Origin of the sequence: Streptomyces sp. NPDC093252, from assembly GCF_040683675.1 — a bacterium.
GTDB lineage: Bacteria > Actinomycetota > Actinomycetes > Streptomycetales > Streptomycetaceae > Streptomyces.
This window is the reverse complement of record NZ_JBFBEM010000010.1, coordinates 25,343-45,809: the sequence shown is the minus strand read 5'-3', so window position 1 is coordinate 45,809 and position 20,467 is coordinate 25,343. Positions and strand designations below refer to the sequence as shown.

20 protein-coding genes are annotated in these 20,467 nt (G+C 73.5%); 12 read left to right on the top strand and 8 right to left on the bottom strand.

The features are described 5' to 3' along the window. Nucleotides 1-66: 66 nt before the first annotated feature. Nucleotides 67-1,245 (bottom strand): helix-turn-helix transcriptional regulator, encoded by a 1,179-nt coding sequence (locus AB0O01_RS21630; protein WP_365315555.1) that lies wholly within the window; start codon nt 1,243-1,245, stop codon nt 67-69. Between the two features lie 78 nt (nt 1,246-1,323). On the opposite strand from AB0O01_RS21630, the gene AB0O01_RS21625 reads away from it, so the two are divergent. Next, entirely contained in the window at nt 1,324-1,698 is a 375-nt protein-coding gene (locus AB0O01_RS21625; protein ID WP_365315553.1) for a hypothetical protein, read from the top strand. Nucleotides 1,699-1,822: 124 nt separating this feature from the next. Here the strand turns inward: AB0O01_RS21625 and AB0O01_RS21620 are convergent, their stop codons facing one another. The 3 genes from AB0O01_RS21620 to ilvA form a co-directional block, all read right to left on the bottom strand. Then, nucleotides 1,823-2,668: an ABC transporter permease gene (locus AB0O01_RS21620; RefSeq protein ID WP_365315551.1), complete on the bottom strand. Its 846-nt coding sequence runs from the start codon at nt 2,666-2,668 to the stop codon at nt 1,823-1,825. Next, nucleotides 2,665-3,672 (bottom strand): ATP-binding cassette domain-containing protein, encoded by a 1,008-nt coding sequence (locus AB0O01_RS21615; protein WP_365315549.1) that lies wholly within the window; start codon nt 3,670-3,672, stop codon nt 2,665-2,667. The genes AB0O01_RS21620 and AB0O01_RS21615 overlap by 4 nt, the downstream gene beginning before the upstream one ends. A 157-nt stretch (nt 3,673-3,829) precedes the next feature. After that, complete coding sequence (gene ilvA / locus AB0O01_RS21610) at nt 3,830-5,071, bottom strand: threonine ammonia-lyase (RefSeq protein ID WP_365315547.1); 1,242 nt, start codon at nt 5,069-5,071, stop codon at nt 3,830-3,832. 145 nt (nt 5,072-5,216) lie between these two features. On the opposite strand from ilvA, the gene AB0O01_RS21605 reads away from it, so the two are divergent. From AB0O01_RS21605 to AB0O01_RS21595, 3 genes are all read left to right on the top strand, one after another. After that, nucleotides 5,217-5,765: a MarR family transcriptional regulator gene (locus AB0O01_RS21605; protein WP_365315545.1), complete on the top strand. Its 549-nt coding sequence runs from the start codon at nt 5,217-5,219 to the stop codon at nt 5,763-5,765. A gap of 118 nt (nt 5,766-5,883) precedes the next feature. Then, entirely contained in the window at nt 5,884-6,393 is a 510-nt protein-coding gene (locus AB0O01_RS21600) for a sigma factor-like helix-turn-helix DNA-binding protein (RefSeq protein WP_365315543.1), read from the top strand. Between the two features lie 30 nt (nt 6,394-6,423). Next, complete coding sequence (locus AB0O01_RS21595; protein WP_365315542.1) at nt 6,424-6,672, top strand: hypothetical protein; 249 nt, start codon at nt 6,424-6,426, stop codon at nt 6,670-6,672. Between the two features lie 13 nt (nt 6,673-6,685). Here the strand turns inward: AB0O01_RS21595 and AB0O01_RS21590 are convergent, their stop codons facing one another. Then, a complete protein-coding gene (locus AB0O01_RS21590) occupies nt 6,686-7,840 on the bottom strand; it encodes a cystathionine gamma-synthase (protein WP_365315540.1) in 1,155 nt (384 codons plus the stop codon). Between the two features lie 129 nt (nt 7,841-7,969). On the opposite strand from AB0O01_RS21590, the gene AB0O01_RS21585 reads away from it, so the two are divergent. After that, nucleotides 7,970-9,088, top strand: a complete 1,119-nt coding sequence (locus tag AB0O01_RS21585) for a hypothetical protein (RefSeq protein WP_365315538.1) — start codon at nt 7,970-7,972, stop codon at nt 9,086-9,088. Between the two features lie 509 nt (nt 9,089-9,597). Here the strand turns inward: AB0O01_RS21585 and AB0O01_RS21580 are convergent. Together AB0O01_RS21580 and AB0O01_RS21575 are read right to left on the bottom strand one after the other, a co-directional pair. Then, a complete protein-coding gene (locus AB0O01_RS21580) occupies nt 9,598-10,266 on the bottom strand; it encodes a TetR/AcrR family transcriptional regulator (RefSeq protein ID WP_365315537.1) in 669 nt (222 codons plus the stop codon). Further along, nucleotides 10,263-10,934, bottom strand: a complete 672-nt coding sequence (locus tag AB0O01_RS21575; RefSeq protein ID WP_365315535.1) for a DUF998 domain-containing protein — start codon at nt 10,932-10,934, stop codon at nt 10,263-10,265. Before AB0O01_RS21575 ends, AB0O01_RS21580 begins: the two co-directional genes overlap by 4 nt. Before the next feature lie 224 nt (nt 10,935-11,158). Here AB0O01_RS21575 and msrA point away from each other — a divergent pair, with 224 nt between their 5' ends. The 5 genes from msrA to AB0O01_RS21550 all read left to right on the top strand — a co-directional run bounded on the left by msrA (nt 11,159) and on the right by AB0O01_RS21550 (nt 17,697). After that, nucleotides 11,159-11,827: a peptide-methionine (S)-S-oxide reductase MsrA gene (gene msrA / locus AB0O01_RS21570; protein WP_365315534.1), complete on the top strand. Its 669-nt coding sequence runs from the start codon at nt 11,159-11,161 to the stop codon at nt 11,825-11,827. Nucleotides 11,828-12,066: 239 nt separating this feature from the next. Next, complete coding sequence (locus AB0O01_RS21565) at nt 12,067-12,477, top strand: hypothetical protein (RefSeq protein WP_365315533.1); 411 nt, start codon at nt 12,067-12,069, stop codon at nt 12,475-12,477. Beyond that, the gene (locus AB0O01_RS21560) at nt 12,464-13,606 is read left to right on the top strand and encodes a caspase family protein (protein ID WP_365315531.1); all 1,143 of its coding nucleotides are present in this window, start codon (nt 12,464-12,466) and stop codon (nt 13,604-13,606) included. The genes AB0O01_RS21565 and AB0O01_RS21560 overlap by 14 nt, the downstream gene beginning before the upstream one ends. A 33-nt stretch (nt 13,607-13,639) precedes the next feature. After that, complete coding sequence (locus tag AB0O01_RS21555) at nt 13,640-15,790, top strand: restriction endonuclease (RefSeq protein WP_365315530.1); 2,151 nt, start codon at nt 13,640-13,642, stop codon at nt 15,788-15,790. Nucleotides 15,791-16,002: 212 nt separating this feature from the next. After that, complete coding sequence (locus tag AB0O01_RS21550; RefSeq protein ID WP_365315528.1) at nt 16,003-17,697, top strand: sigma-70 family RNA polymerase sigma factor; 1,695 nt, start codon at nt 16,003-16,005, stop codon at nt 17,695-17,697. An 86-nt stretch (nt 17,698-17,783) separates the two neighbouring features. On the opposite strand, the gene AB0O01_RS21545 is transcribed toward AB0O01_RS21550, so the two are convergent. Next, complete coding sequence (locus tag AB0O01_RS21545; protein WP_365315526.1) at nt 17,784-18,167, bottom strand: VOC family protein; 384 nt, start codon at nt 18,165-18,167, stop codon at nt 17,784-17,786. A gap of 131 nt (nt 18,168-18,298) precedes the next feature. Here AB0O01_RS21545 and AB0O01_RS21540 point away from each other — a divergent pair, with 131 nt between their 5' ends. After that, the gene (locus AB0O01_RS21540) at nt 18,299-19,375 is read left to right on the top strand and encodes an iron-siderophore ABC transporter substrate-binding protein (protein ID WP_365315524.1); all 1,077 of its coding nucleotides are present in this window, start codon (nt 18,299-18,301) and stop codon (nt 19,373-19,375) included. Continuing rightward, nucleotides 19,372-20,421 (top strand): iron ABC transporter permease, encoded by a 1,050-nt coding sequence (locus AB0O01_RS21535; protein WP_365315522.1) that lies wholly within the window; start codon nt 19,372-19,374, stop codon nt 20,419-20,421. The genes AB0O01_RS21540 and AB0O01_RS21535 overlap by 4 nt, the downstream gene beginning before the upstream one ends. Nucleotides 20,422-20,467: the final 46 nt, after the last annotated feature.

Below are 20,467 nucleotides of genomic sequence, written 5' to 3'. Positions count from 1 at the left end.
AGCGCAACCCACTCCGTTCCCGGCCCTTCCGCACACCTCACCCGAGAGGTCGCAGGTGACTCCGTGTCACACCGGCAGGCCCACCGCGTCCGCGAGTGTCCGCATCTCCGGGGTGAGGGTGCGGCGTCTGCCCATGACGCGCCCCATGATGTCTCGGGCATAGCGCTGGTTCGGCAGCCACTGCGGTGAGGTTGCGTTGATCTGTTGCAGCACCTCGACTGCCTCCCCGTACCGTCGGGTGCGGGTGTAGGCGTCCGCGACGTCGAGCAGGTGGCGGTTGCGGTTGTTCGATGTGGGTTTCAGCCGGTCGGCGGGGATCCGGGTCGCCAGGTGGAGCACTTGGTCCGGCCGGCCGGAGATCATCGCGTTCTCGGTGCGCTTCAGGGCGACGGTGACGGGGCCGAAGGTGCGCAGGAAATCCTCCGCGGGCGCGAACTCGCGTCCCATGGCCACCGCTGCCGATTGCGCGAGACGCAACGCGTGCTCCGCCTCGCCGGGCCGGTTGTCCCGGATACCGGCGGCCGAGGCGCGGAGCAGGAGCCAGCCCCAGGCGCTCAGTTCGGACGGGGTGGCCCTGGACATGCGCGGTTCGGTGGCGTCGGCCCACTGCGTGGCCAGTTCGCGGGCCTGCGCGATACGTCCCCGGCGCAGCAGGAGCCAGCACTGGGTGCTGACCGTCGAGGCTGCCTGGAGGCGGTCGGCGGACTCGTCGAGGGCGCGTTCGAGGGCCATCTCGGCGATGTCGAACTGCCGGGTCTGGGTCAGGAGCCACCCGGTGAGCTGCATCAGCTCGGTGCGGACCGCCCGGCCGTCCGGGTCGTGGCGGGCGAGCAGGTCGGTGTCCCGGAGCAGGGGCGGGAGGATCGCGCCGAGTTCGGCGAAGCGGTCCCCGGAGAAGAGGGGCATCGCGTGCCGCAGTGCGCTGCGCACCCCTTCGAGGGTGGGTTCCTCAAGGCCGTCGTCACCCGCCGGAGGGATCACGAGCGCCCGGCGCACGGGCTCCCACTGGTCGCGGGTCGCCTGTCCCGCGCCGTCCTCCCGGGCGTCCGCCATCAGGCGGGTGGTGGGGACGCGCAGGGCGGCAGCGAGGGCTCGCGCGGTTTCCAGCCGGGTATCTTCTCGGTCGCCCTGCTCCAGCTTCCGGATCAGGGAGAGGGAGATGCCCGACGTGTCGGCGAGTTCCCGCTGGCTCATGCCCCGGCGCTTGCGCACATCCCGGAGCCGTGCCCCGATGTTGGCACTCATGGTCCGAGGGTACGGCTTCCGGCAGCAGGCGGTCAGACGTGGTGAGTTCGGCCGATCGACGCAACGAAAGGGACTGGCGTGGCACAACCCGAAGAAGACGGACGGCTGTTCCGTGCAGCCTGGATCGCCGGTGTGAAGGCCCACTTCCCCGGTGAGCCCAAGCCCGGCTACATCGCGGCCTGGGAGGAGACCCCGGACTGGGAGCGGGAGTCCGCGGCCGTCGTCTGCGGTCAGGTGCGGGAGTTTCTGCGGGTCAGCGGGCGGAGCGCGGCGCGGCTCACGCGGGAGCAGAAGGGGCGCTTCGTCTCGCTCTGCTGGATCGCCCAGATCTACGCCCACTTCCCCGACCCGAAGCCGTCGTACATCGCCGACTGGCCGGAGCAGCCCGCCTGGCAGCGCGAGACCAACTCCGACATCTTCGAGGTGGTCGAGGCCGCGACGATGACGCCCTGAACGGCGGCGGCGGCGGCGCGGAGGGGGGTGGCGAAGGGCCAGGGACGGTCGCGTCCCCGGCCCTTCCGTGCCGCACCCGGCCCGGCGAGGCCGCCGGCTTGCCTCGCCCCGCCCGGCGGAGCCGTCAGCTTGCCGCGCTGCGGTACTTGCGGACCGCCAGTGTCCGGAACACCACGATGATCAGCACCGACCAGATCAGCGACGCCCACACCGGATGCTGCATCGGCCACGCGTCCGACGGGGACACCCCGGGGTTCCCGAACAGCACCCGGCACGCCTGGACCGTCGCGCTGAACGGGTTCCAGTCCGCCACATGCTGGAGCCACGGCGTCATCCGGCTGCTGTCCACGAACGCGTTGGACACGAAGGTGACCGGGAACAGCCAGACCAGGCCGCCGGAGGTCGCCGCCTCCGGCGTCCGCACGGACAGGCCGATCAGCGCGCCGACCCAGGTGAACGCGTACCCGAGCAGGAGCAGCAGGCCGAACGCGCCCAGCACCTCACCGAAGTTGGTGTGGGTGCGCCAGCCGACGAGCAGGGCGACTATCGCGAGGACGAAGAGCGTCAGCGCGGTCTGGACCAGGTCGGCCAGGGTGCGCCCGGTGAGCACCGCGCCCCGCGCCATCGGCAGCGAACGGAAGCGGTCGATCAGGCCCTTGTGCATGTCGTCGGCGATTCCGGCGCCCGCGCCCGCCGTCGCGAAGGTGACGGTCTGGGCGAAGATGCCGGCCATCAGGAACTCGCGGTAGACGGCGGGGTCCGTGCTCCCCCCGATGTCCATGGAGCCGCCGAAGACATAGCTGAACAGCACCACGAACATGATCGGCTGGAAGAGGCCGAAGATGATCATCTCGGGGATGCGGGACATCCGGATCAGATTCCGCCGGGCCACCACCAGGGAGTCCCGTACGGACTGGACCACCGGGTTGGCGGGCGGTGCGATCGGCACCGCGTCGGTGACGGCACTCACTGCGCGGTCTCCTTCTTCTGCTTCGGGGACTTGCCGGGCGCCGCGCCCTCGTCGGCCGACTCCTCCTCGGCGGCATGGCCGGTGAGGGAGAGGAAGACATCGTCCAGGGTGGGGCGGCGCAGCCCGATGTCGTCGATCTCGATGCCGCGGGTGTCGAGTTCGCGGATGATCTCCGCGAGGAGCTTCGCGCCGCCGGTGACCGGGACGGTCAGCTTGCGCTGGTGGTCGTCGACGGTCGTGTCGCCCTTGCCGAGGCCGCGCAGGATCTCCGACGCCGTGGCGATGTCCTCGCGCTCATGGACGACGACCTCGACGCGCTCGCCGCCCGTGCGGGCCTTGAGCTGGTCGGAGGTGCCGCGGGCGATCACCTTGCCGTGGTCGACCACCGCGATGTCGTGCGCGAGATGGTCGGCCTCCTCCAGATACTGGGTGGTGAGCAGGAGCGTCGTACCGCCGGAGACGAGCTGCTTGATGACCTCCCAGAGCTGCTGGCGGTTGCGCGGGTCGAGGCCGGTGGTGGGCTCGTCCATGAACATCACCGGCGGGCGGACCACGAGGGCCGCCGCCAGGTCGAGCCTGCGGCGCATCCCGCCGGAGTAGGTCTTCGCGGGGCGGTCGGCCGCGTCCGCCAGGTTGAACTGGTCGAGCAGCTCGGCGGCGCGGATCCTGGCCGCCTTGGACCGCATCTGGTAGAGCTGGCCGACCATCTGGAGGTTCTCCCGGCCGGTCAGATACTCGTCCACCGCGGCGAACTGGCCGGACAGGCCGATGGAGCGGCGGACGTCGTTCGGGTTCTTCAGGACATCGATCCCGGCGACGACGGCACGGCCGCGGTCGGGGCGGAGCAGGGTGGTCAGACAGCGGACGGTGGTGGTCTTTCCCGCGCCGTTCGGCCCGAGCAGACCCAGCACGGTGCCTTCCGGGACATCGAGATCGACGCCGTCCAGTGCCTTTACCTCACCGAAGGTCTTGACCAGACCCTCGGCGTAGATGGCGCCCGGCATATGAGTCTCCACATGGTCAGGTTGAGTTCGAGAGGGATGGAGGGTGGTGCGTCGTGGCGCACGGCGCTCACCATAACGCGATGTATCGCGTCTCACAATGTAATTATGTGCGGGCCCTGTCAGCCGGTCGAACGGCGGGTCCGCTCACCCCGCCGGCTCAGCCGATGACCGTGTACCCCGCGTCCCGCAGGGCCTGGCCGACCTCGGCGCAGTGGGCCGGGCCCTTGGTCTCCAGGTGCAGTTCGACCTCCGCCTCCGTGAGCCCGAGCCGGGGATCGGTCCGTACGTGACTCACATCGAGGACGTTAGCGTCCACCACTGACAACGCCCCCAGGAGCGAGGCCAGGGCCCCGGGACGGTCGGTCAGACGGAGGCGAACCGCCAGGTAGCGGCCCTGCGCGGCCATCCCGTGCCGCAGCACCCGCTCCATCAGCACCGGATCCACGTTCCCCCCGGACAGTACGGCGACCACCGGGCCCTCCAGCCCCTCCGTGTCGCTCAGCAGCGCCGCGACCGGGCTCGCCCCGGCCGGTTCCACCACCAGCTTCGCCCGCTCCAGACAGAGCAGCAGCGCGGCGGAGAGGGCGTCCTCGGAGACCGTACGGACCTCGTCCACCAGCTCCGCGCAGATCGCGAACGGGACATCCCCGGGCCGCCCGACCCGGATGCCGTCGGCCATCGTCGTCGGCAGCTCCACCGCCACCGGACGCCCCGCCGCCAGCGACGGCGGATACGCCGCCGCCCCCGCCGCCTGCACCCCGATGATCCGTACGTCCGGGCGCAGCGCCTTCACCGCGACCGCGATCCCGGCCGCCAGCCCGCCGCCGCCCATCCCCACGACGATCGTGCGCACCTCGGGGCACTGCTCCAGGATCTCCAGCCCCACCGTGCCCTGCCCGGCGATGATGTCCGGGTGGTCGAAGGGGTGGATGAAGACCGCGCCCGTCGTCCGGGCGTACTCCTGCGCGGCGGCCAGCGTCTCGTCGACGACCTGACCGTGCAGCCGCACCTCCGCGCCGTACTCCCGGGTCGCGCTGATCTTCGGCAGCGGGGCGCCCTTCGGCATGAACACCGTCGCCCGCACCCCCAGCAGCGCCGACGCCAGCGCCACCCCCTGCGCGTGATTGCCCGCGCTCGCCGCGACCACCCCGGCCGCCCGCTCCTCCGGCAGCAGCCCGGCGATCCGCACATAGGCGCCGCGCAGCTTGAACGAACCCGTCCGCTGGAGGTTCTCGCACTTGAGGTGCACCGGCGACCCGACGAGCTGCGTCAGATAGCGGCTGCCCTCCATGGCGGTCACCCGCGCCACGCCCGCGAGCATCTTCCGGGCGCCCCGTACATCGTCCAGCGTGACCGGTGCCAAAGGGGTGGTGGGGCGGGCGGTCCTGCGGTGGTTCATGACTCAAGTCTCGCAGTTCACAGGCGGCACGCGCGGGTGTGACCAAGCACCGAGACCGGTTTCCTCAGCGCCGGTACGGCCCGCCTTCCATCCGCGTACCCTGTCCCCCAACCTTGGCACCCAGCATGAAGTGAGCCCCCTGGCCATGCCCACAACGCCTGACATGTCGATGGACATGACGACGGACGTGACGAAGGACGTGACGACCGTCGGTGACCCCGGTCTTCTCGACGCGATGCAGCACGAGGTCGCGGTGTTCGCCCGCCGGGCCGAACAGACCCGGCTCGGTGGCGTCGGGCAGGTCCGCAACTCCATGGACCGGGCCGCGTACCTGCTGCTCAACCGGCTCGACAAAGAGGGCCCCATGGGGGTCAAGGCCCTCGCCTCCAGCATGGGCATCGACTCCTCCACGGTGACCCGGCAGGTCGCTCCCCTGGTGGACACCGGGCTGGTCAAGCGGACCTCCCACCCCGAGGACGGCCGCGCGGTCGTCCTCCAGCTCTCCCCGCGCGGGCACTCCCGGCTGGACGAGGTGCGCTCCTCGCGCCGCCAGTTGATGGCCGAGCTGACCGAGGAGTGGGCGCCGGAGGAGCGCGAGGTCTTCTGCACCCTCCTCACCCGTTTCAACCGGGCGCTGTCGTCCCGGATGTCCGTCCAGGACACGCCCGGCGCGGACGCCCCGGGCGTGTCCTGACCGCCGGCGAGGCGTCTTGGGCCGTGCACGGTGCTTGACCCGCGGGGTGCGGCCGGTCTCCCATGAGGCGAGGGCGGTCGCATCCCCGCCCCGCGGGACGGCCTCAGGGGGAGGCGCGGTGCGGGCATCGGCACGACGGACGGCGCGGGACGCGCGCCGGGACCAGGAGTTCGAGGCGTTCGCCGCGGGCGCCTCGGGACGGCTGCTGCACACCGCCACCCTGCTCACCGCCGAGACACCGGACGCCAACCCCCGCGCCCGGCGCCTGCTCACCCTGGCCCTCGCCCACACCTACGCCGCCTGGGACCGGCTCCACGGGGAGGACCCGTACGACCGGACCCGGCAGTATCTCGCCGGGCGCTTCGCCCGCTCCGCCTGGCACCAGTACGGGGCACTGGGCCGGGCCCGCCCCCATCCCGGCAGCACCCTGGCCGTGCTGGGCCCCCGGGAGCGGCTGGTGCTGGTGCTGCGGCTGTTCGAGGGCGTCGCCGAGCAGCAGACCGCCGCACTGCTCGGGCTCCCCGTGGAACGCGTCCGCGCCCTGTGCGACCGGGCCACCGCGACCCTGCTGCATCCCCCGCGCCGGGCCGCGCCCCCGGTACGGGCCCCGAAGACTGCGACCCCGTGAACGGGGCCGGGGCGGAGGGAGTGGGGAGTCATGAGCCGCGCCGACCGTGAGGCCGCCGCCCGGCGGATCCTGGAGCGGCGGCCCCCGCCGGTCCCGCCCGAGCTGCACCGGGACGCGGTCCGCCGGGGCCGCCGGGCCCTGCGCCGCCGCCGGGCCGCGCTGCGGCTGCTGTGGCTGCTGACGCTGGCCGCGTGCGTGGCGTTCACGGTGTGGGCGCTGACCGTACGGCCCTGGGTGGCGCCGCCGTCGGAGACGACCCCGCCGCTGACCGGCTGGTGACCCCTGCCGACGGTCAGCCCAGCGCCTGCTGGAGGTCTTCGAGCAGATCGTCGACGTTCTCGATGCCGACCGACAGCCGGACCAGGTCGGCCGGGACCTCCAGGGCCGAACCGGCGGCCGAGGCGTGGGTCATCCGGCCCGGGTGCTCGATCAGGGACTCGACCCCGCCGAGGGACTCGCCGAGCGTGAAGATCCGGGCCCGGTTGCAGACCTCGACGGCCGCCTCCTCGCCGCCCGCGACCTGGAAGGAGACCATGCCGCCGAAGGACCGCATCTGCTTGGCGGCGATCTCGTGACCGGGGTGGTCGGGCAGGCCCGGGTACAGGACGCGGGTCACGCGCGCGTGCCGGGTGAGCATGTCGGCGATCTTCGTGGCGTTCTCGCCGTGCCGGTCCATCCGCACCGACAGGGTCTTCGCGCCGCGCAGCACCAGCCAGGAGTCGAACGGCCCGGCGACCGCGCCCATCGCGTTCTGGTGGTACGCCAGCTCCTCGCCGAGCGCCTCGTCGGCGACGACCAGCGCACCGCCGACGACATCGGAGTGCCCGCCCATGTACTTGGTCAGGGAGTGCACGACGACATCGGCGCCGAGCGCCAGGGGCTGCTGGAGATAGGGGGTGGCGAAGGTGTTGTCGACGACCAGGCGGGCGCCCGCGTCCCGGGCGATCTGGGCGACGGCGGCGATGTCGGTGATGCCGAGCAGCGGGTTGGACGGGGTCTCCACCCAGACCGCCTTGGTCCTCGGGGTGAGCGCGGCCCGTACGGCGTCGGGGTCGCTGGTGTCGGCGACCGACCACTCGACGCCCCAGCGGGCGACGACCTTGGCGAACAGCCGGAACGTGCCGCCGTAGGCGTCGTTGGGGATCACCACGTGGTCGCCGGGGGCGAGCAGGGTGCGCAGCAGGCAGTCCTCGGCCGCGAGCCCGGACGCGAAGGCGAGACCGCGCCGGCCGCCCTCCAGCGCCGCGAGGTTCTCCTCCAGGGCGGTCCGGGTGGGGTTGGCGCTGCGGCTGTACTCGTAGCCGCCGCGCAGTCCGCCGACGCCGTCCTGTTTGTAGGTGGACACCTGGTAGATCGGCGGGACGACCGCCCCGGTCAGGGGATCGGCGGTGTTGCCCGCGTGGATCGCGAGCGTCTCGAAGTGCTGACTGATGTGCCTGTCGCTCATGGGCCCCGAGCGTAGTCCGCCGGGCGGGACGGCGGGGGCACCTGGTTGTCCACAGGCGGTGACCGACGGTTTTCCACAGGCGGGAGAGCGGGTTGGCCAATTGTCGGCGCGGTCTGGTTCGCTTGAGGCATGGAGATTCTCTGGGTCCTGATGGCGCTGCTCATGCTCGGCTTCGTGCTGGGGCCGGTCGCCCTGCGCCGGCGGCGTGCCGTGGGGCTGGTCCCGGCCGGCCACCCGGACGCGGCGGACCCCGCGAACTACGGATTCGTCCGGCAGGAGGAGCTGGACATCCGGATGCCCGGCCCCGACCAGGACCTGCTCGATGTGCTGGACGTGGTGCAGCGCGGGCAGGACCACCGGGCGGCGGCCCAGCTCCTGGCGGGCACACCCGCGGACGGTGAGGCGCGCTGGCAGCGGGTGCAGGCGTTCGCGGGCGCGGCGTCGCTGGAGCTCCAGCAGCGGCCGGGCGGGGTCGGTGAGACTCCGGGCGGGCAGTGGCTGCGGGTGTGGCGCGCGGAGCAGCCCAAGGACGCGGGCGGTGCGGCGGTGCACGCCGAGTTCCTGGTCCAGCAGGCGTGGCGGACGGCGACGCCGGGCACGGACGAGTTCCGGATCATCATGGAGGAGGCCAGGACGGCCTGCGATCATGCGGCGCTGCTCGCCCCCGGGGACCCCGTCCCGTACATCGTGCAGCTCTCGGTCGCGCGGGGGCTCGGTTATCCGCGCGAGGAGTTCGAGCAGCTCTGGCTGAAGATCCTGGACCGGGCGCCGAACCACATGGGCGCGCATCTGGCGGCGCTGCACTACTGGTGCGAGAAGTGGCACGGCTCGCGGGAGCTGGCGTACGCGTTCGCGGAGGCGGCGGCGGCGCGGGCGCCCCGTGGGTCGCTGCTGGCGGCGATGCCGCTGTTCGCGGTGTTCGAGCATCTGCCCGAGGTCAATCTGGTGGCGAGTTTCTATCAGAGCGAGGTCGTGACCAAGGCGATCCACGGCGCCCTGCACGCGGTGCACTCCGCGCGCGCGGACGACCCGATGCTGGCGCACGTCCGCCATCTGCTGGTGTTCTTCCTGGTCCGCTCGGAGCGCTGGGCGGAGGCCATGAGCCAGCTCGTGCATGTGGACGGGCATGTGGGCGCCCTGCCCTGGACGCTCTCCGAGGACCCGGCGGCGGAGTTCGCGGTGTACCGGGCCCTGGCGGTGGCGGGCTTCGAGGCGAACGGCGGGAGCCCGGCGAGCCTGAGAGCGTGACCCGTCCCCGGGGGGGCGGGGATCTGGGCGGGGGGTCTGGGCGTTCGACGGGGGTGCGCGGGGGGCGCGGCGCTGGGGGGCGCTGCGCGGGGCGCGATGGCGGGTGACGTGCAGCGGCGGGCGGGGCGCGGGGGCGTGGCGCTGGGGGGTGCGGGGACGCGAGGGCGCGGCGCTGGGTGGTACGCGGGGACGCGAGGGCGAGTGGGGCGCGGCAGCGCGACGGCGGGGGCGCGACCGTACGACGGCGGGCGGGGCGCGGCGGGCGCGGCGCTGGGTGGTACGCGGGGACGCGAGGGCAAGTGGGGCGCGGCAGCGCGACGGCGGGGGCGCGACCGTACGACGGCGGGCGGGGCGCGGCGGGCGGTGGGTTGATGGCGGGCGGCGCGGTGGCGGGTGGTGCGCGGCGCACCGCTCTCAAGTTCCACGGACCGTTTCCGGCCGCCCCGCTCATCCCGGCTCCCCCTCGCTCATCCCGGCTCCCCCCCCCGCTCATCCCGGCTCCCCCTCGCTCACCCCCGCCCCTCCTCCCCCGGTCGCGGCCATGTCGTCCGGCGGACCTGGTCGTCGGTCATCGCGGCGGTCGGCTCCGGGGTCTGCGGCCGGAGGCCGAACCCGGTGAGCATCGCGTCGGCGTAGCGGTGCCAGGCGCCGGGGGCCACCCCCTGGGTGCGGTCGGCGATGGCGCCGATCATGTAGAGGAAGGCGTACACATCCGCGGCGGCGAAGTCCTCGCGGACCGCGCCCGCCGCGACCGCCCGTTCGACCAGCCCGTCCACCTGTCCGCCGAAGTCGTCGCGCATCCGGGCGATGGGCTCCGCCTCGATACTGGCGTTGTCGAGGACGATCTCCAGGGCGCGGTCATCGGCCCTGCGCCGCGCCGCCGCCAGCAGATAGCCGGTGAGCGCGCGCCCCGGATCGGGTTCCTTCGCGGCGGCCGTCGCGATCTCCATGAAGGCGGTGAAGCGCTCGGTGAACAGCGCGTCCACCAGCGACTGCACATCGGGGAAGCGCCGGTACACGGTGCCGACCCCCACCCCGGCCGCGTGCGCGATCTCGTTGAGGGGGACGACGGCCCCGCGCTGTGCGAACAGCCGCTCGGCCGTCTCCATGATGAGCCGGCGGTTGCGTTCGGCATCGGCGCGCAGCGGTGGTCGGGGGGCTCTGGTCTGGTCGGTCACACCGTGACATTCTCCACGACCACCGGGCTGCGCAGCCGCCCGGCCAGGAGCAGACCGCCGGTGACGACGCTCCAGAGCAGCCAGGCGTAGACGCTGGCCCGTTCGAAGACACCGGCCAGATCCGCCGAGACCCCGACGAGGCACAGGCTGAGCAGCCCCAGCACACCGACCGTGATGCTGAAGATCCGGTAGGGACGCGCCGGGCGGGGGCTGCGCAGGGTGCCCGCCATGATCAGCAGGCTGTTCGCGCCCACGATGGCGATGCCCGCGCCGATCATGTGCAGCGCCAAACCGTAGCTGGGCCCGTCCTCCGAACCGTGAAACACGCCGACCAGCGCGAATCCCACCGCGTGCGCGACGGCGAGCGACCTGGCGATGGTGCGCTTGCGGCCACTGACCGCCTGGGCGATCAGCAGGACGCCGATCGCGAAGAGGATGCCCTGAAGGATGAACGAGGTGTTCATCAGGGTGTGCTCCGGGGAGCAGATGACGCGGTCCTGGAAGACGACTCCGCAGTCCGGCACGCCCAGGTCACTGATGTAGTTCCGGGCATAGCTGTAGGGCGGGTCGGTCCAGGCCGCCGCCGCCACCGCCTCGGACACCACCCACTGCACCGCGTTCACGATCAGGACGACCGCACCGAGCGGAAGCCACACACTGCGTGACATCACAGCTCCTCTCCTCCTCATGCGCACAGGCGTCAGCCCGGTACGGCCGACGCCGGTTGCTGCTGTGTGCCAGCAACGGTAACACTATCTGGATACTTCTATCCACTTAATGCGAGAGGGCGGGGGGATCGAGGCTGGGGGACGGAGGGCCGGTGACCCCGGCGCGCCCGGAATTCCGGGGCCGCTCCCGGCGTTGACACAGCCGACCCCGATTGGAGACCGCGATGTTCCTGTACAGCCGCACGCCCCAGCTCCCGTCCCCCGAGCAGGCTCTGCGGGGACGCCCTGAGCCGGGTTTCACCGTGCCCGAGCGGCACACGGTCCTCGGCACCCCCCTGCTCGGCCCCTACCCCGAGGGCCTGGAGACCGCCGACTTCGGCCTCGGCTGTTTCTGGGGCGCCGAGCGCAAGTTCTGGCAGCTCCCGGCGGGGGTGTACACCACGCTGGTGGGCTACCAGGGCGGCTCCACCGAGAACCCCACCTACGAGGAGGTCTGCTCGGGCCTGACCGGTCACACCGAAGTGGTCCGCGTGGTCTTCGACCCGAAGGTGGTCTCGTACGAGTCCCTGCTGAAGACGTTCTGGGAGGCGCACAACCCGACCCAGGGCTTCCGCCAGGGCAATGACGTGGGCACGCAGTACCGCTCGGCGGTCTACACCCACTCCCCCGAGCAGGCAGCCGCCGCCGAGGCGTCCCGCGCGGCCTACCAGAAGGTCCTCACGGGCTCGGGCTACGGGCAGATCACCACGGAGATCCTCCCGGCGGAGGGCCGCGCCTTCTATCCGGCGGAGGGCTACCACCAGCAGTACCTGGACAAGAACCCGGCGGGCTACTGCGGCATCGGCGGGACGGGCGTGTCCTGCCCGATCGGCGTCGCCAAGGCCGACGGCTGACCCGTCGGCCCCAGCTCCTTACCTCCCCACCTCCCCACCTCTCCGACGGCTGACCCGTCAGCCCCCACCCCCTCCCCGTCGCCCCGCCTCCCCGGCGGCACCGCCGTCGCCCTGCGCCGCTCCCCGGTACGACCGGGTGAGCGGCGCGAGACCTGCCCGGCGCACCCTCACCCCCTCCCCCGTACCGCACATATCCCCTTCCCGTCCCTCAACTCCCCCTTTCTGCCAGGATGTTCGCCATGAGCGACGCACAGGCGCGGATCGTCGTGGACACCGGGGCGGGGTCGGACGCCCGGGAACTGGCGGACGCCGCACGGCAGTTGCGGGAGATGCTGCGGCGGCGGCAGGTCGGGCGCGCCGAGCCGCTCGCCGCCGGGGCGGCGCCCCCCGGCAGCAAGGCCGGGGAGCTGCTGGTCGCCGGGACCGTGGTCGTCACCCTCGCGCCGCCGCTGATCAACGCCGTCGTGGCGGTCGTCCAGGCGTGGTCCGAGCGGGCCGCCGGGCGCAGCGCGCAGCTCGTCCTCGGCGACGACAGTCTGGAGATGACCGGGCTCACCGCGCACCAGCAGCAGGAGCTGATCGACCGGTTCCTGTACGGCAATGGCGAGAGCGACGGCGAGGGCGGGGGCGACGGCGATGGGGCCGCGTAAGGCCCTGCTCATCGCCACCGGCACCTACGAGGACGCCCGCTGGAACCCGCTCGGCGCCCCGCTGCGGGACGCCGCCGAGCTGGGCCGGGTGCTGGGCGACCCCGCTGTCGGCGGTTATCAGGTCACCCCGGTCCTCGATCAGCCCGCCTACGCCGTCCAGCGGATCCTCCAGCGCTTCCTGACCGAGGCCGCCCGCGACGACGAACTCCTCGTCTACTTCTCCTGCCACGGCATCAAGGACTACGACGAACGGCTCTTCTTCGCCGGTACGGACACCCTGCGCGAACCCCTGCTGCTCCAGTCGTACGCCGTGCCCGCCGCCTTCGTCAGCGAGCAGCTCCATCTGTGCCGGGCGGACCGCAAGGTGCTGCTGCTGGACTGCTGCTTCAGCGGGGCGATCCGGCCCGGCGCCAAGGGCGAGCGGCCCGAGGGACAGCAGGAGCCCGGCATCGGGGTCGGCGGGTCCTTCCGGGGCAGCGGCACCGTCGTCATCAGCGCCACCGACGAGATCCAGCTCGCCTTCGAGACCACCCCCGGCACGGACAGCGACGACGACCTGTCCGCCCTGTCCGTCTTCACCGCCGCCGTCGTCCACGGACTGCGCACCGGTGCCGCCGATCTCGACGCCGACGGCCTGGTCTCCGCGCTCGATCTGCACCGGTACCTGAGCGCCGAGATGCTCGCCCGGCGCACCCGGCAGACCCCCAAGCTCTGGATCCTCGACGGGGTCGGCGATCTCGTCATCGCCCGGGGGAAGGGGGCGCAGGGCCCTGCGGTGCCGCTCCCCGTACTCCCCGCACCCCCCGACCTCACCGTCCCCGGAGTCCCCGGCGTCCCCGACAGCGCGCTCCTTCCCGAGGACATGCAGCCGGACACCCTCTCCGGCATGGAGGTCGGCGCCGTCGCCTACACCCTGCCCTGGGCCATGTGGGCCGACGAGAACCGGCGGTTGTGGCTGCACCCGGACTACCCGGCCGACGCACACCCGGGCGGCACGGTGGAGATGAAGGTCCAGCGGGTGCCGGGCGGCTATCACGTGTGGGCACCGCCGGATCACCACTACCAGCCGGGGCCGCCCGCGTACGTCGGGGATCACGGCAGGCTTCCGGTGCTGAAACTCGTACGGTAGAAGTTCGTCAGTGGGGTGGGAGGACGGGAACGGATGAGTCGTAGGTCTGCCGGTTTGGTCGGGGTCTGGGCGGAGATGCAGCGGCAGCAGCAGCGGCTCCAGGCGGCGGAGGCGCGGCGGCAGCGGGACGCCGACGCGCACGCGCGACGACAGCGGAGCCAAGCCGCCACGGCGTACAAGGAGATGCGGCACGCCGACGCGCGGCGACGGTCCTCCGAGCTGGAGGAGCAGGTCGCCGCCTTGCAGCGGATACTGGTGAGCGGCTGTCGGGCCCCTGGCTTCAGCGCGTCCTCGCTGCTGCGGGCCGTCGACATACCGCCCTTCGACCCCGGGCAGCTCGCCTGGCCCGTGCCGATGCCGGATCCCGCGCGCTACCAGGCGCAGGGCGGCGGCTGGACCGCGAGCCGCCGGGCGCAGGCGGAGGCGGACGCGCGGGCCCGCTTCGAGTACGACTGGCATGCCGCGCAGGCGGCCGAGGGCCAGCGGCAACGGGATCTGGCCGCGCGGCAGCGGGAGTACGAGGAGTGGGCGCAGGGCCGGCGGGGGGAGGTCCGCCGGCACAACGACGGGGTGGGCGAGGTCGCCGAGGGGATGCGGCGCGGTGAACCCGAGGCTGTGGTCGAGTACTTCACGGCCGCGCTGTACGCCTCCACCGCCTGGCCCGACGACTTCCCCCGTCGGATCTCCGCCGCCTACGACCGGAACGCCCGCCAGCTCGTCCTGGACTGGGAGCTGCCCGGGTACGGGATGGTGCCCGAGGCCAAGGGGGTGAAGTACGTCGTCCAGGACGATCGGGACCGGGAGATCGCGCTTCCGGTGACCCGGCGGCGTGGGCTGTACCGCGAAGTGCTGGCCCAGTGCTCGCTGCTGGTGCTGCATCAGCTCCATCTGGCCGACGAGCACGATGTCCTGGAGTCGGTCGCCTTCAACGGCTTCGTGGACGACAACGACCCGGCGACCGGGCGCCGGGCCCAGATCGTTCTCACGAGCGTCGTGGCCCGCCGATCCGTGCTCGCCGGGCTGCGGCTGGACCAGGTCGACCCGGTGAGCTGTCTCACCGACGCGCTGCGCGGGCAACTCGCCTCCCGCCCGGACCAGCTCGCCTCGGTCCGGGCGGGTCGGCGCCCGGACGACGTGGGTCAGCAGGTACTGACCTTCGGCGCCGGAGTCCCCGACCTCGGCGACGAACCCGACCTCCACACCATGGACCCCATCGCCTTCGAAGGGCTCGTCGCCGAGTTGTTCCGGGCGATGGGGATGCGCGCGGTCACCACCCAGCGCTCCGGCGACGGGGGCGTGGACATCGACGCCGTGGACCCGGCGCCCATCCGGGGCGGGAAGATCGTCGTCCAGGTCAAGCGCTACCGCGCCACCGTCCCGCCCACCGCCGTCCGTGATCTGTACGGCACGGTCCAGGACGCCGGGGCCAACAAGGGCGTCCTGGTCACCACCTCCGGTTTCGGACCCGGCTCGTACGCCTTCGCGCACGGCAAGCCGCTGGAGCTGGTCGGCGGTGCGGAGCTGGTGGATCTGCTGCACCGGCACGGGCTGCGCGGGCGCCTCGGTGACGCGGCGCGGCCCGCGCCCGCCGGGGGCCCCGCGCCCGCCGGTGCCTCGGACCCCACCCTCGTCATGCCCTCCCCCGCCGCCCCGCCCGCTCCGGTATCCGCTCCCACTCCCGCTGCCGACCCCGCTCCCGCCGATCACAACATCCTCGGGATGTCCTGGTCCGGGCGGGTCGTGCTGGATGTGTGCGCGCTGGTGTGCCGGGGCGGCCGGGTCCTCGGCGACGACCACTTCGTCTTCTTCAACAACCCCGCCACCCCGGACGGTTCGGTCCGGACGGTGCGGGCCGCGCCGCCGGACAAGGCCGCGCTCCGGGTCGCCTTCGACGCGCTGCCGGCCGGGGCCGACCGGCTGGTACTGGTCGCCGCCGTGGACCCGGAGGTCAACCCGGACGCCGATCTGGCCGGTTTCACCGACGCCCGGATCCGGCTGCGGGACTCCACCGGGGCCGAGCTGGGCGAGCTGGAGGTGTCCGACGGGCGGGCCGGGGAGACCGCCCTGGTGCTGGGGTCGTTCCGGCGGCGGGCGAGCGGCGACTGGGACTTCGTCCTCGGCGGGAAGGGCTACCCGGACGGACTGGCACGGCTCATCGGGGACTTCGGGATCGAGGTCGAGTAGCCGGCCGGGCACACACCGCTGCGTGGCCCGCGTCACGTCCGATTAGTCGCGCACGCGCGCCCCGGACCCCCCTACGCTCCCGTACTCGGATTTGCTCAGGTTTCTGTTGCCGCCTTTCCGTTGCCGCCTTTCTGTTATCGCCGGCGCCCACCCGGGGTCTCCCGTGTGCCGGAAGGGACAGCGGCAGCACAGGGACGACCCGAGGAGTGAGTGTGGGCAGGGAGAGGGACGGCGACCCGGCGCTGGTCGAGGCCGCGCAGCGGGGTGACGACCGGGCCCGGCAGGAACTGGTCGCCCGGTACCTGCCGCTCGTCTACAACATCGTCGGACGGGCCCTGAACGGCCACGCCGATGTGGACGACGTGGTGCAGGAGACGATGATCCGGGCGCTGAACTCGCTCGGTTCGCTGCGCGAGCCGGACCGCTTCCGGTCCTGGCTGGTGGCCATCACCATGAACCGAATACGCGGCCACGCCGACGCCGTCCAGGACGCCGCCCACCGCACCGCCCCCGTCCACGGGGACGGGCTGCGCCCGGCGTACGAGGTGCCCGATCCCGGCGCGGACTTCGTGGAGCTGGCGATCCTGAAGCTGGGCCTGTCGGGGCAGCGGCGGGAGGTCGCGGAGGCGAGCCGCTGGTTGGACGACGACGACCGGGCGCTGCTGTCGCTGTGGTGGCTGGAGGCCGCCGGGCGGCTGAGCCGCGCCGAGGTCGCCGCCGCGCTGGAGCTGAGCCCGCAGCACACCGCCGTCCGGGTGCAGCGGATGAAGGGGCAGTTGGACGCGGTGCGGGTGGTGGTGCGGGCGCTGGCCGCCGCGCCCCGGTGCGTGCTGCTGGCGGACGCGGTCGCGCACTGGGACGGGGTGCCGTCGCCGCTGTGGCGCAAGCGGCTGGTGCGGCACACCCGGGACTGCACGGTGTGCGGCGGGCTCGGGCAGGGGCTGGCGCCTGCCGAGGGGCTGCTGGTGGGGCTGGCGCTGGTGCCGCCGGGGGTCGCGTTCGCCGCGTCGACGGCGCCGGAGCACCTGGTCGCGCTGGCCGCCTCGGGGGGCCGTGAGCCGTTGGTCGCGTCGGCGTCGGGGACCGGGTCTCCCGGTGAGGGGGCGCCCGGTGGTCCCGGCGACGGCGGCGGCCGGCTCGGGCAGCGGCACGCCCTGCGCCGTCGGCGCCGTCGGCGGCGCCGGGCCGCCGTGGTCGTGGGTCTGGCGCTGCTGGCCGGGGGCGGGGGCGTCGCGCTGCTCGTCCCGGACGACGGGGCGGACGGGCCGTCGCAGGCCGTGCGGGAGGAGTCCGGCGCCACGGCCGCGCTCGCCGCGCCGGAGCGGTCCGGGTCGCCGAGCCTCTCGGCGTCCCCCTCGGCCTCGGACCCGGCCTCGCCCTCCGCGTCGCCGTCCGCGTCGAAGAAGCCGAGTCCGTCGGCGAGTTCGAAGCGTCCGACGCCCCCGGCGCCCGAGCCGACCCCGGGCCGGACCACCACCCGGCCCGCGCCGCCGCCCCCCGAGCCCACCGAGGAGGCCCCGCCGAGCGGCTTCGCGGGGCAGGTGCTGGCGCTGGTGAACGACGAGCGGGCCAAGGCGGGCTGCTCCGCGGTCCGGCAGAACGGCACCCTGGACACCGCCGCGCAGCGGCACTCCGCCGACATGGCCGCGCGGGACTTCTTCGACCACACCAACCCGGACGGCGCGGACCCCGGCGACCGGATCACCGCGGCGGGCTACCGCTGGAGCACCTACGCCGAGAACATAGCCCGGGGCCAGCAGAGCGCCGCCGACGTCATGCAGGGCTGGATGGACAGCCCCGGCCACCGGGCCAACATCCTCAACTGCTCGGTGCAGGAGATGGGCCTCGGGGTGCACGAGGGGTCGGGCGGCCCGTGGTGGACCCAGGTGTTCGGTACGCGGATGTGAGCGGCCCGGCGGGGGGCGGCAGCCGCCGCTGACACAGGGCCGGGCGGCGGGGTCAGCCGCCGCTGCCGCAGGGCCGGGCCGCGAGGTCAGCCGCCGCTGCCGTAGGGCCGGGTGAGGAGTTCCAGGCTGTGGCCGTTCGGGTCGTCGAAGTAGACGCCCCGGCCGCCGTCGAGGTGATTGATCTCGCCCTCCCGGCGGTGGTACGGGTCGGCCCAGTAGGTGAGCCCGGCCCGCCGGATCCGGTCGAAGACGGTGTCGAAGTCGTCCTCCGAGACCAGGAAGGCGTAGTGCTGGGTGGTGATGGGGCCGCTGGTGTCCATGTAGTCGAGGGTGACCCCGTTGGGGATCTCGACCGGCACGAAGGGGCCGTACTCCGGGCGGACCCGCAGTCCGAGGAGATCGGCGAGGAAGCGGGCCGAGGCGTGCTTGTCACGGGCGGCGACGATCGTGTGGTTGAGCTGGACGGTCATGCCGTGGGCCTCCTGTGGGGGGGGGTGGTCGCGAGCCTCCTACCAGGATCCCCCGGCGCGGGGACCGGCACACAGGAAGACAAGTTAAGGTAAGCCTTCCCTTACTTACCCTCTCCTCCGCCGGAGCCCCCGTGCGCACTTTCCGAAGCAGGACCGTCCGGGCCGTGATGGCCGTCCTCGCCGCCGGGGCCGTCCTCGCCGGCTGCTCCTCCGGCGCCGACGGAGGCGGCGGGGACGCCGGGAGCGGCGGCGGGGGCGGCTCGGACAGCGCCCGCAACCCGGTCGCCGGGGCCTCCGAGGGCCCCACCGCCGCGCCGAGCGCGCTGGCCGACGGCATGGGCGCGGACACCGACACCGACGGGGAGTTCCCCCGCACGGTCGAGCACTTCCAGGGCAGTACGGAGATCACCGAGGAGCCGGTCCGGATCGCCGCGCTCTCCACCGGCCAGCTCGACGATCTGCTCACCCTCGGCCTGGTCCCGACCGCCACCACCCGCGCCGACAACGCCGGGCTGGTCCCGGACTATCTCGCGGACGCCTTCCCGCAGTACAAGGAGCAACTGGACGGCATGACCGACGCGGGCACCCGCTCCGCGCCCAACCTGGAGGCCCTCGCCGCCGCCGAGCCCGATCTGATCCTCGCCAACGACTCCCTCGGCGAGCTGTACCCCGAGCTGTCGCAGATCGCCCCGACCGTGGTCACCGCAGGCAACGGCATCAACTGGAAGCGGGATCTGCTGCTGGTCGGCGAGGCCGTCGGCCAGGGGCGGGCGGCGCAGGAACTGCTGGACGGGATCGCCGCCGACGCGACCGAACAGGGCGAGGGCATCGAGGGCGACCCGGCCGTCTCCATGGTCCGTTTCACCCCGGACCGCACCCGGATGTTCGGCGTCTCCTCGTTCACCGGCTCGATCGCCGTCGACATGGGCCTGTCCCGGCCCGAGTCCCAGCGCTTCCTCGCCATCTCGGAGGACATCGGCGCCGAGAGCATCGACGTGGCCGACGGGGACTGGATCTTCTACTCGGTGCAGGGCGACGCCGAGGCGACGGACGCGGCGAGTGTGCTGGCCGGGCCGCTGTGGCGGTCGATGGGCGCGGTCGAGGCCGGACGGGCGATCCAGGTGGACGACGACCCCTGGTACCTCAACGCCGGTCCCACCGCCGCCCGTCTGGTCATCGGACAGCTCGCCGAGCAGCTCGGGGCATGACGGGCGGACCGGGCGCCCGGCACCTGGTCCGGCCGGCCGCCCGGCACCTGGTCCGGCCGGTCGCCCGGCACCTGGTCTGGCCGGTGGTCGCCCTCGCGGTGGCCGCCGTCGCCGTGCTCAGCCTGGCCGTCGGCACCCGGCCGGTCCCGCCCGGGGCGGTGCTGGACGCCCTGCTGTCCGGCGGGACCTCCCCGGACGCGCTGGTCGTACGGTCGCTGCGGGTGCCCCGCACCGGGGTCGGGCTCGCCGCCGGGGCCGCGCTGGGGCTGGCCGGGGCCGCGCTCCAGGCCGTCACCCGCAACCCGCTCGCCGACCCCGGCATCCTCGGCCTCTCCCAGGGCGCGGCGGCCGGGGTCGTCCTCGCCCTCGGCCTCGGCCTGGCGAGCGGCTTCGGCGGTCATGTCTGGTACGCCTTCGCCGGGGCGGTGGTGGCGGCGGTGCTGGTGTACGGGATCGCCGCGCGCGGCCGGGGCGGGGCGACGCCGGTGAAGCTGGCGCTGGCCGGGACCGCGCTGTCGGCGATGGCGGCGGGCGGCACCACCCTGGTCCTCACCTCCAGCTCGGCCACCCTGGACCAGTTCCGGTTCTGGCAGGTCGGCTCGCTCAGCGGGCGGGACGCCGGGACGGTGGTGCCGATGCTGCCGTTCCTGCTGGCGGGGGCGGTGCTGGTGCTGGGGTGCGCCCGGGGGCTGGACGCACTGGCCCTGGGCGACGAGACGGCGGCGGCGCTGGGGCACCGGGTGGTGCGGGTGCGGGCGGCTGCGGCGCTGGGGGCGACGCTGCTGACGGCGGCGGCCGTGGCGGCGGCGGGCCCGATCGCCTTCGTCGGCCTGGCGGTCCCGCATCTGGCCCGCCGTCTGGTCCGGGGCGGCCACCGGGCGGTCCTGCCGCTGTCGGCGCTGCTCGGCGCGGGTCTGCTGGTCGCGGCGGATGTCGCGGGCCGGGTGGTGCGTGCCCCGGCGGAGGTCCCGGCGGGCGTGATGACCGCGCTGGTGGGCGTACCGGTGCTGGTGGTGCTGGTACGGCGGCGGGGGGCCGTCGCATGACCCCCACCCGCGGCCCACGGGACCCGGCGGCCGACGACCGGCACGC

What these genes read in the sequence shown, in the direction of transcription:
- AB0O01_RS21630 (WP_365315555.1), bottom strand. Translation starts at nt 1,245, where the DNA reads ATGAGTGCCAACATCGGGGCACGGCTCCGGGATGTGCGCAAGCGCCGG.
- AB0O01_RS21615 (WP_365315549.1), bottom strand. Translation starts at nt 3,672, where the DNA reads ATGCCGGGCGCCATCTACGCCGAGGGTCTGGTCAAGACCTTCGGTGAG.
- ilvA (WP_365315547.1), bottom strand. Translation starts at nt 5,071, where the DNA reads ATGAACCACCGCAGGACCGCCCGCCCCACCACCCCTTTGGCACCGGTC.
- AB0O01_RS21605 (WP_365315545.1), top strand. Translation starts at nt 5,217, where the DNA reads ATGCCCACAACGCCTGACATGTCGATGGACATGACGACGGACGTGACG.
- AB0O01_RS21595 (WP_365315542.1), top strand. Translation starts at nt 6,424, where the DNA reads ATGAGCCGCGCCGACCGTGAGGCCGCCGCCCGGCGGATCCTGGAGCGG.
- AB0O01_RS21590 (WP_365315540.1), bottom strand. Translation starts at nt 7,840, where the DNA reads ATGAGCGACAGGCACATCAGTCAGCACTTCGAGACGCTCGCGATCCAC.
- AB0O01_RS21585 (WP_365315538.1), top strand. Translation starts at nt 7,970, where the DNA reads ATGGAGATTCTCTGGGTCCTGATGGCGCTGCTCATGCTCGGCTTCGTG.
- AB0O01_RS21575 (WP_365315535.1), bottom strand. Translation starts at nt 10,934, where the DNA reads ATGTCACGCAGTGTGTGGCTTCCGCTCGGTGCGGTCGTCCTGATCGTG.
- msrA (WP_365315534.1), top strand. Translation starts at nt 11,159, where the DNA reads ATGTTCCTGTACAGCCGCACGCCCCAGCTCCCGTCCCCCGAGCAGGCT.
- AB0O01_RS21565 (WP_365315533.1), top strand. Translation starts at nt 12,067, where the DNA reads ATGAGCGACGCACAGGCGCGGATCGTCGTGGACACCGGGGCGGGGTCG.
- AB0O01_RS21560 (WP_365315531.1), top strand. Translation starts at nt 12,464, where the DNA reads ATGGGGCCGCGTAAGGCCCTGCTCATCGCCACCGGCACCTACGAGGAC.
- AB0O01_RS21555 (WP_365315530.1), top strand. Translation starts at nt 13,640, where the DNA reads ATGAGTCGTAGGTCTGCCGGTTTGGTCGGGGTCTGGGCGGAGATGCAG.
- AB0O01_RS21545 (WP_365315526.1), bottom strand. Translation starts at nt 18,167, where the DNA reads ATGACCGTCCAGCTCAACCACACGATCGTCGCCGCCCGTGACAAGCAC.
- AB0O01_RS21535 (WP_365315522.1), top strand. Translation starts at nt 19,372, where the DNA reads ATGACGGGCGGACCGGGCGCCCGGCACCTGGTCCGGCCGGCCGCCCGG.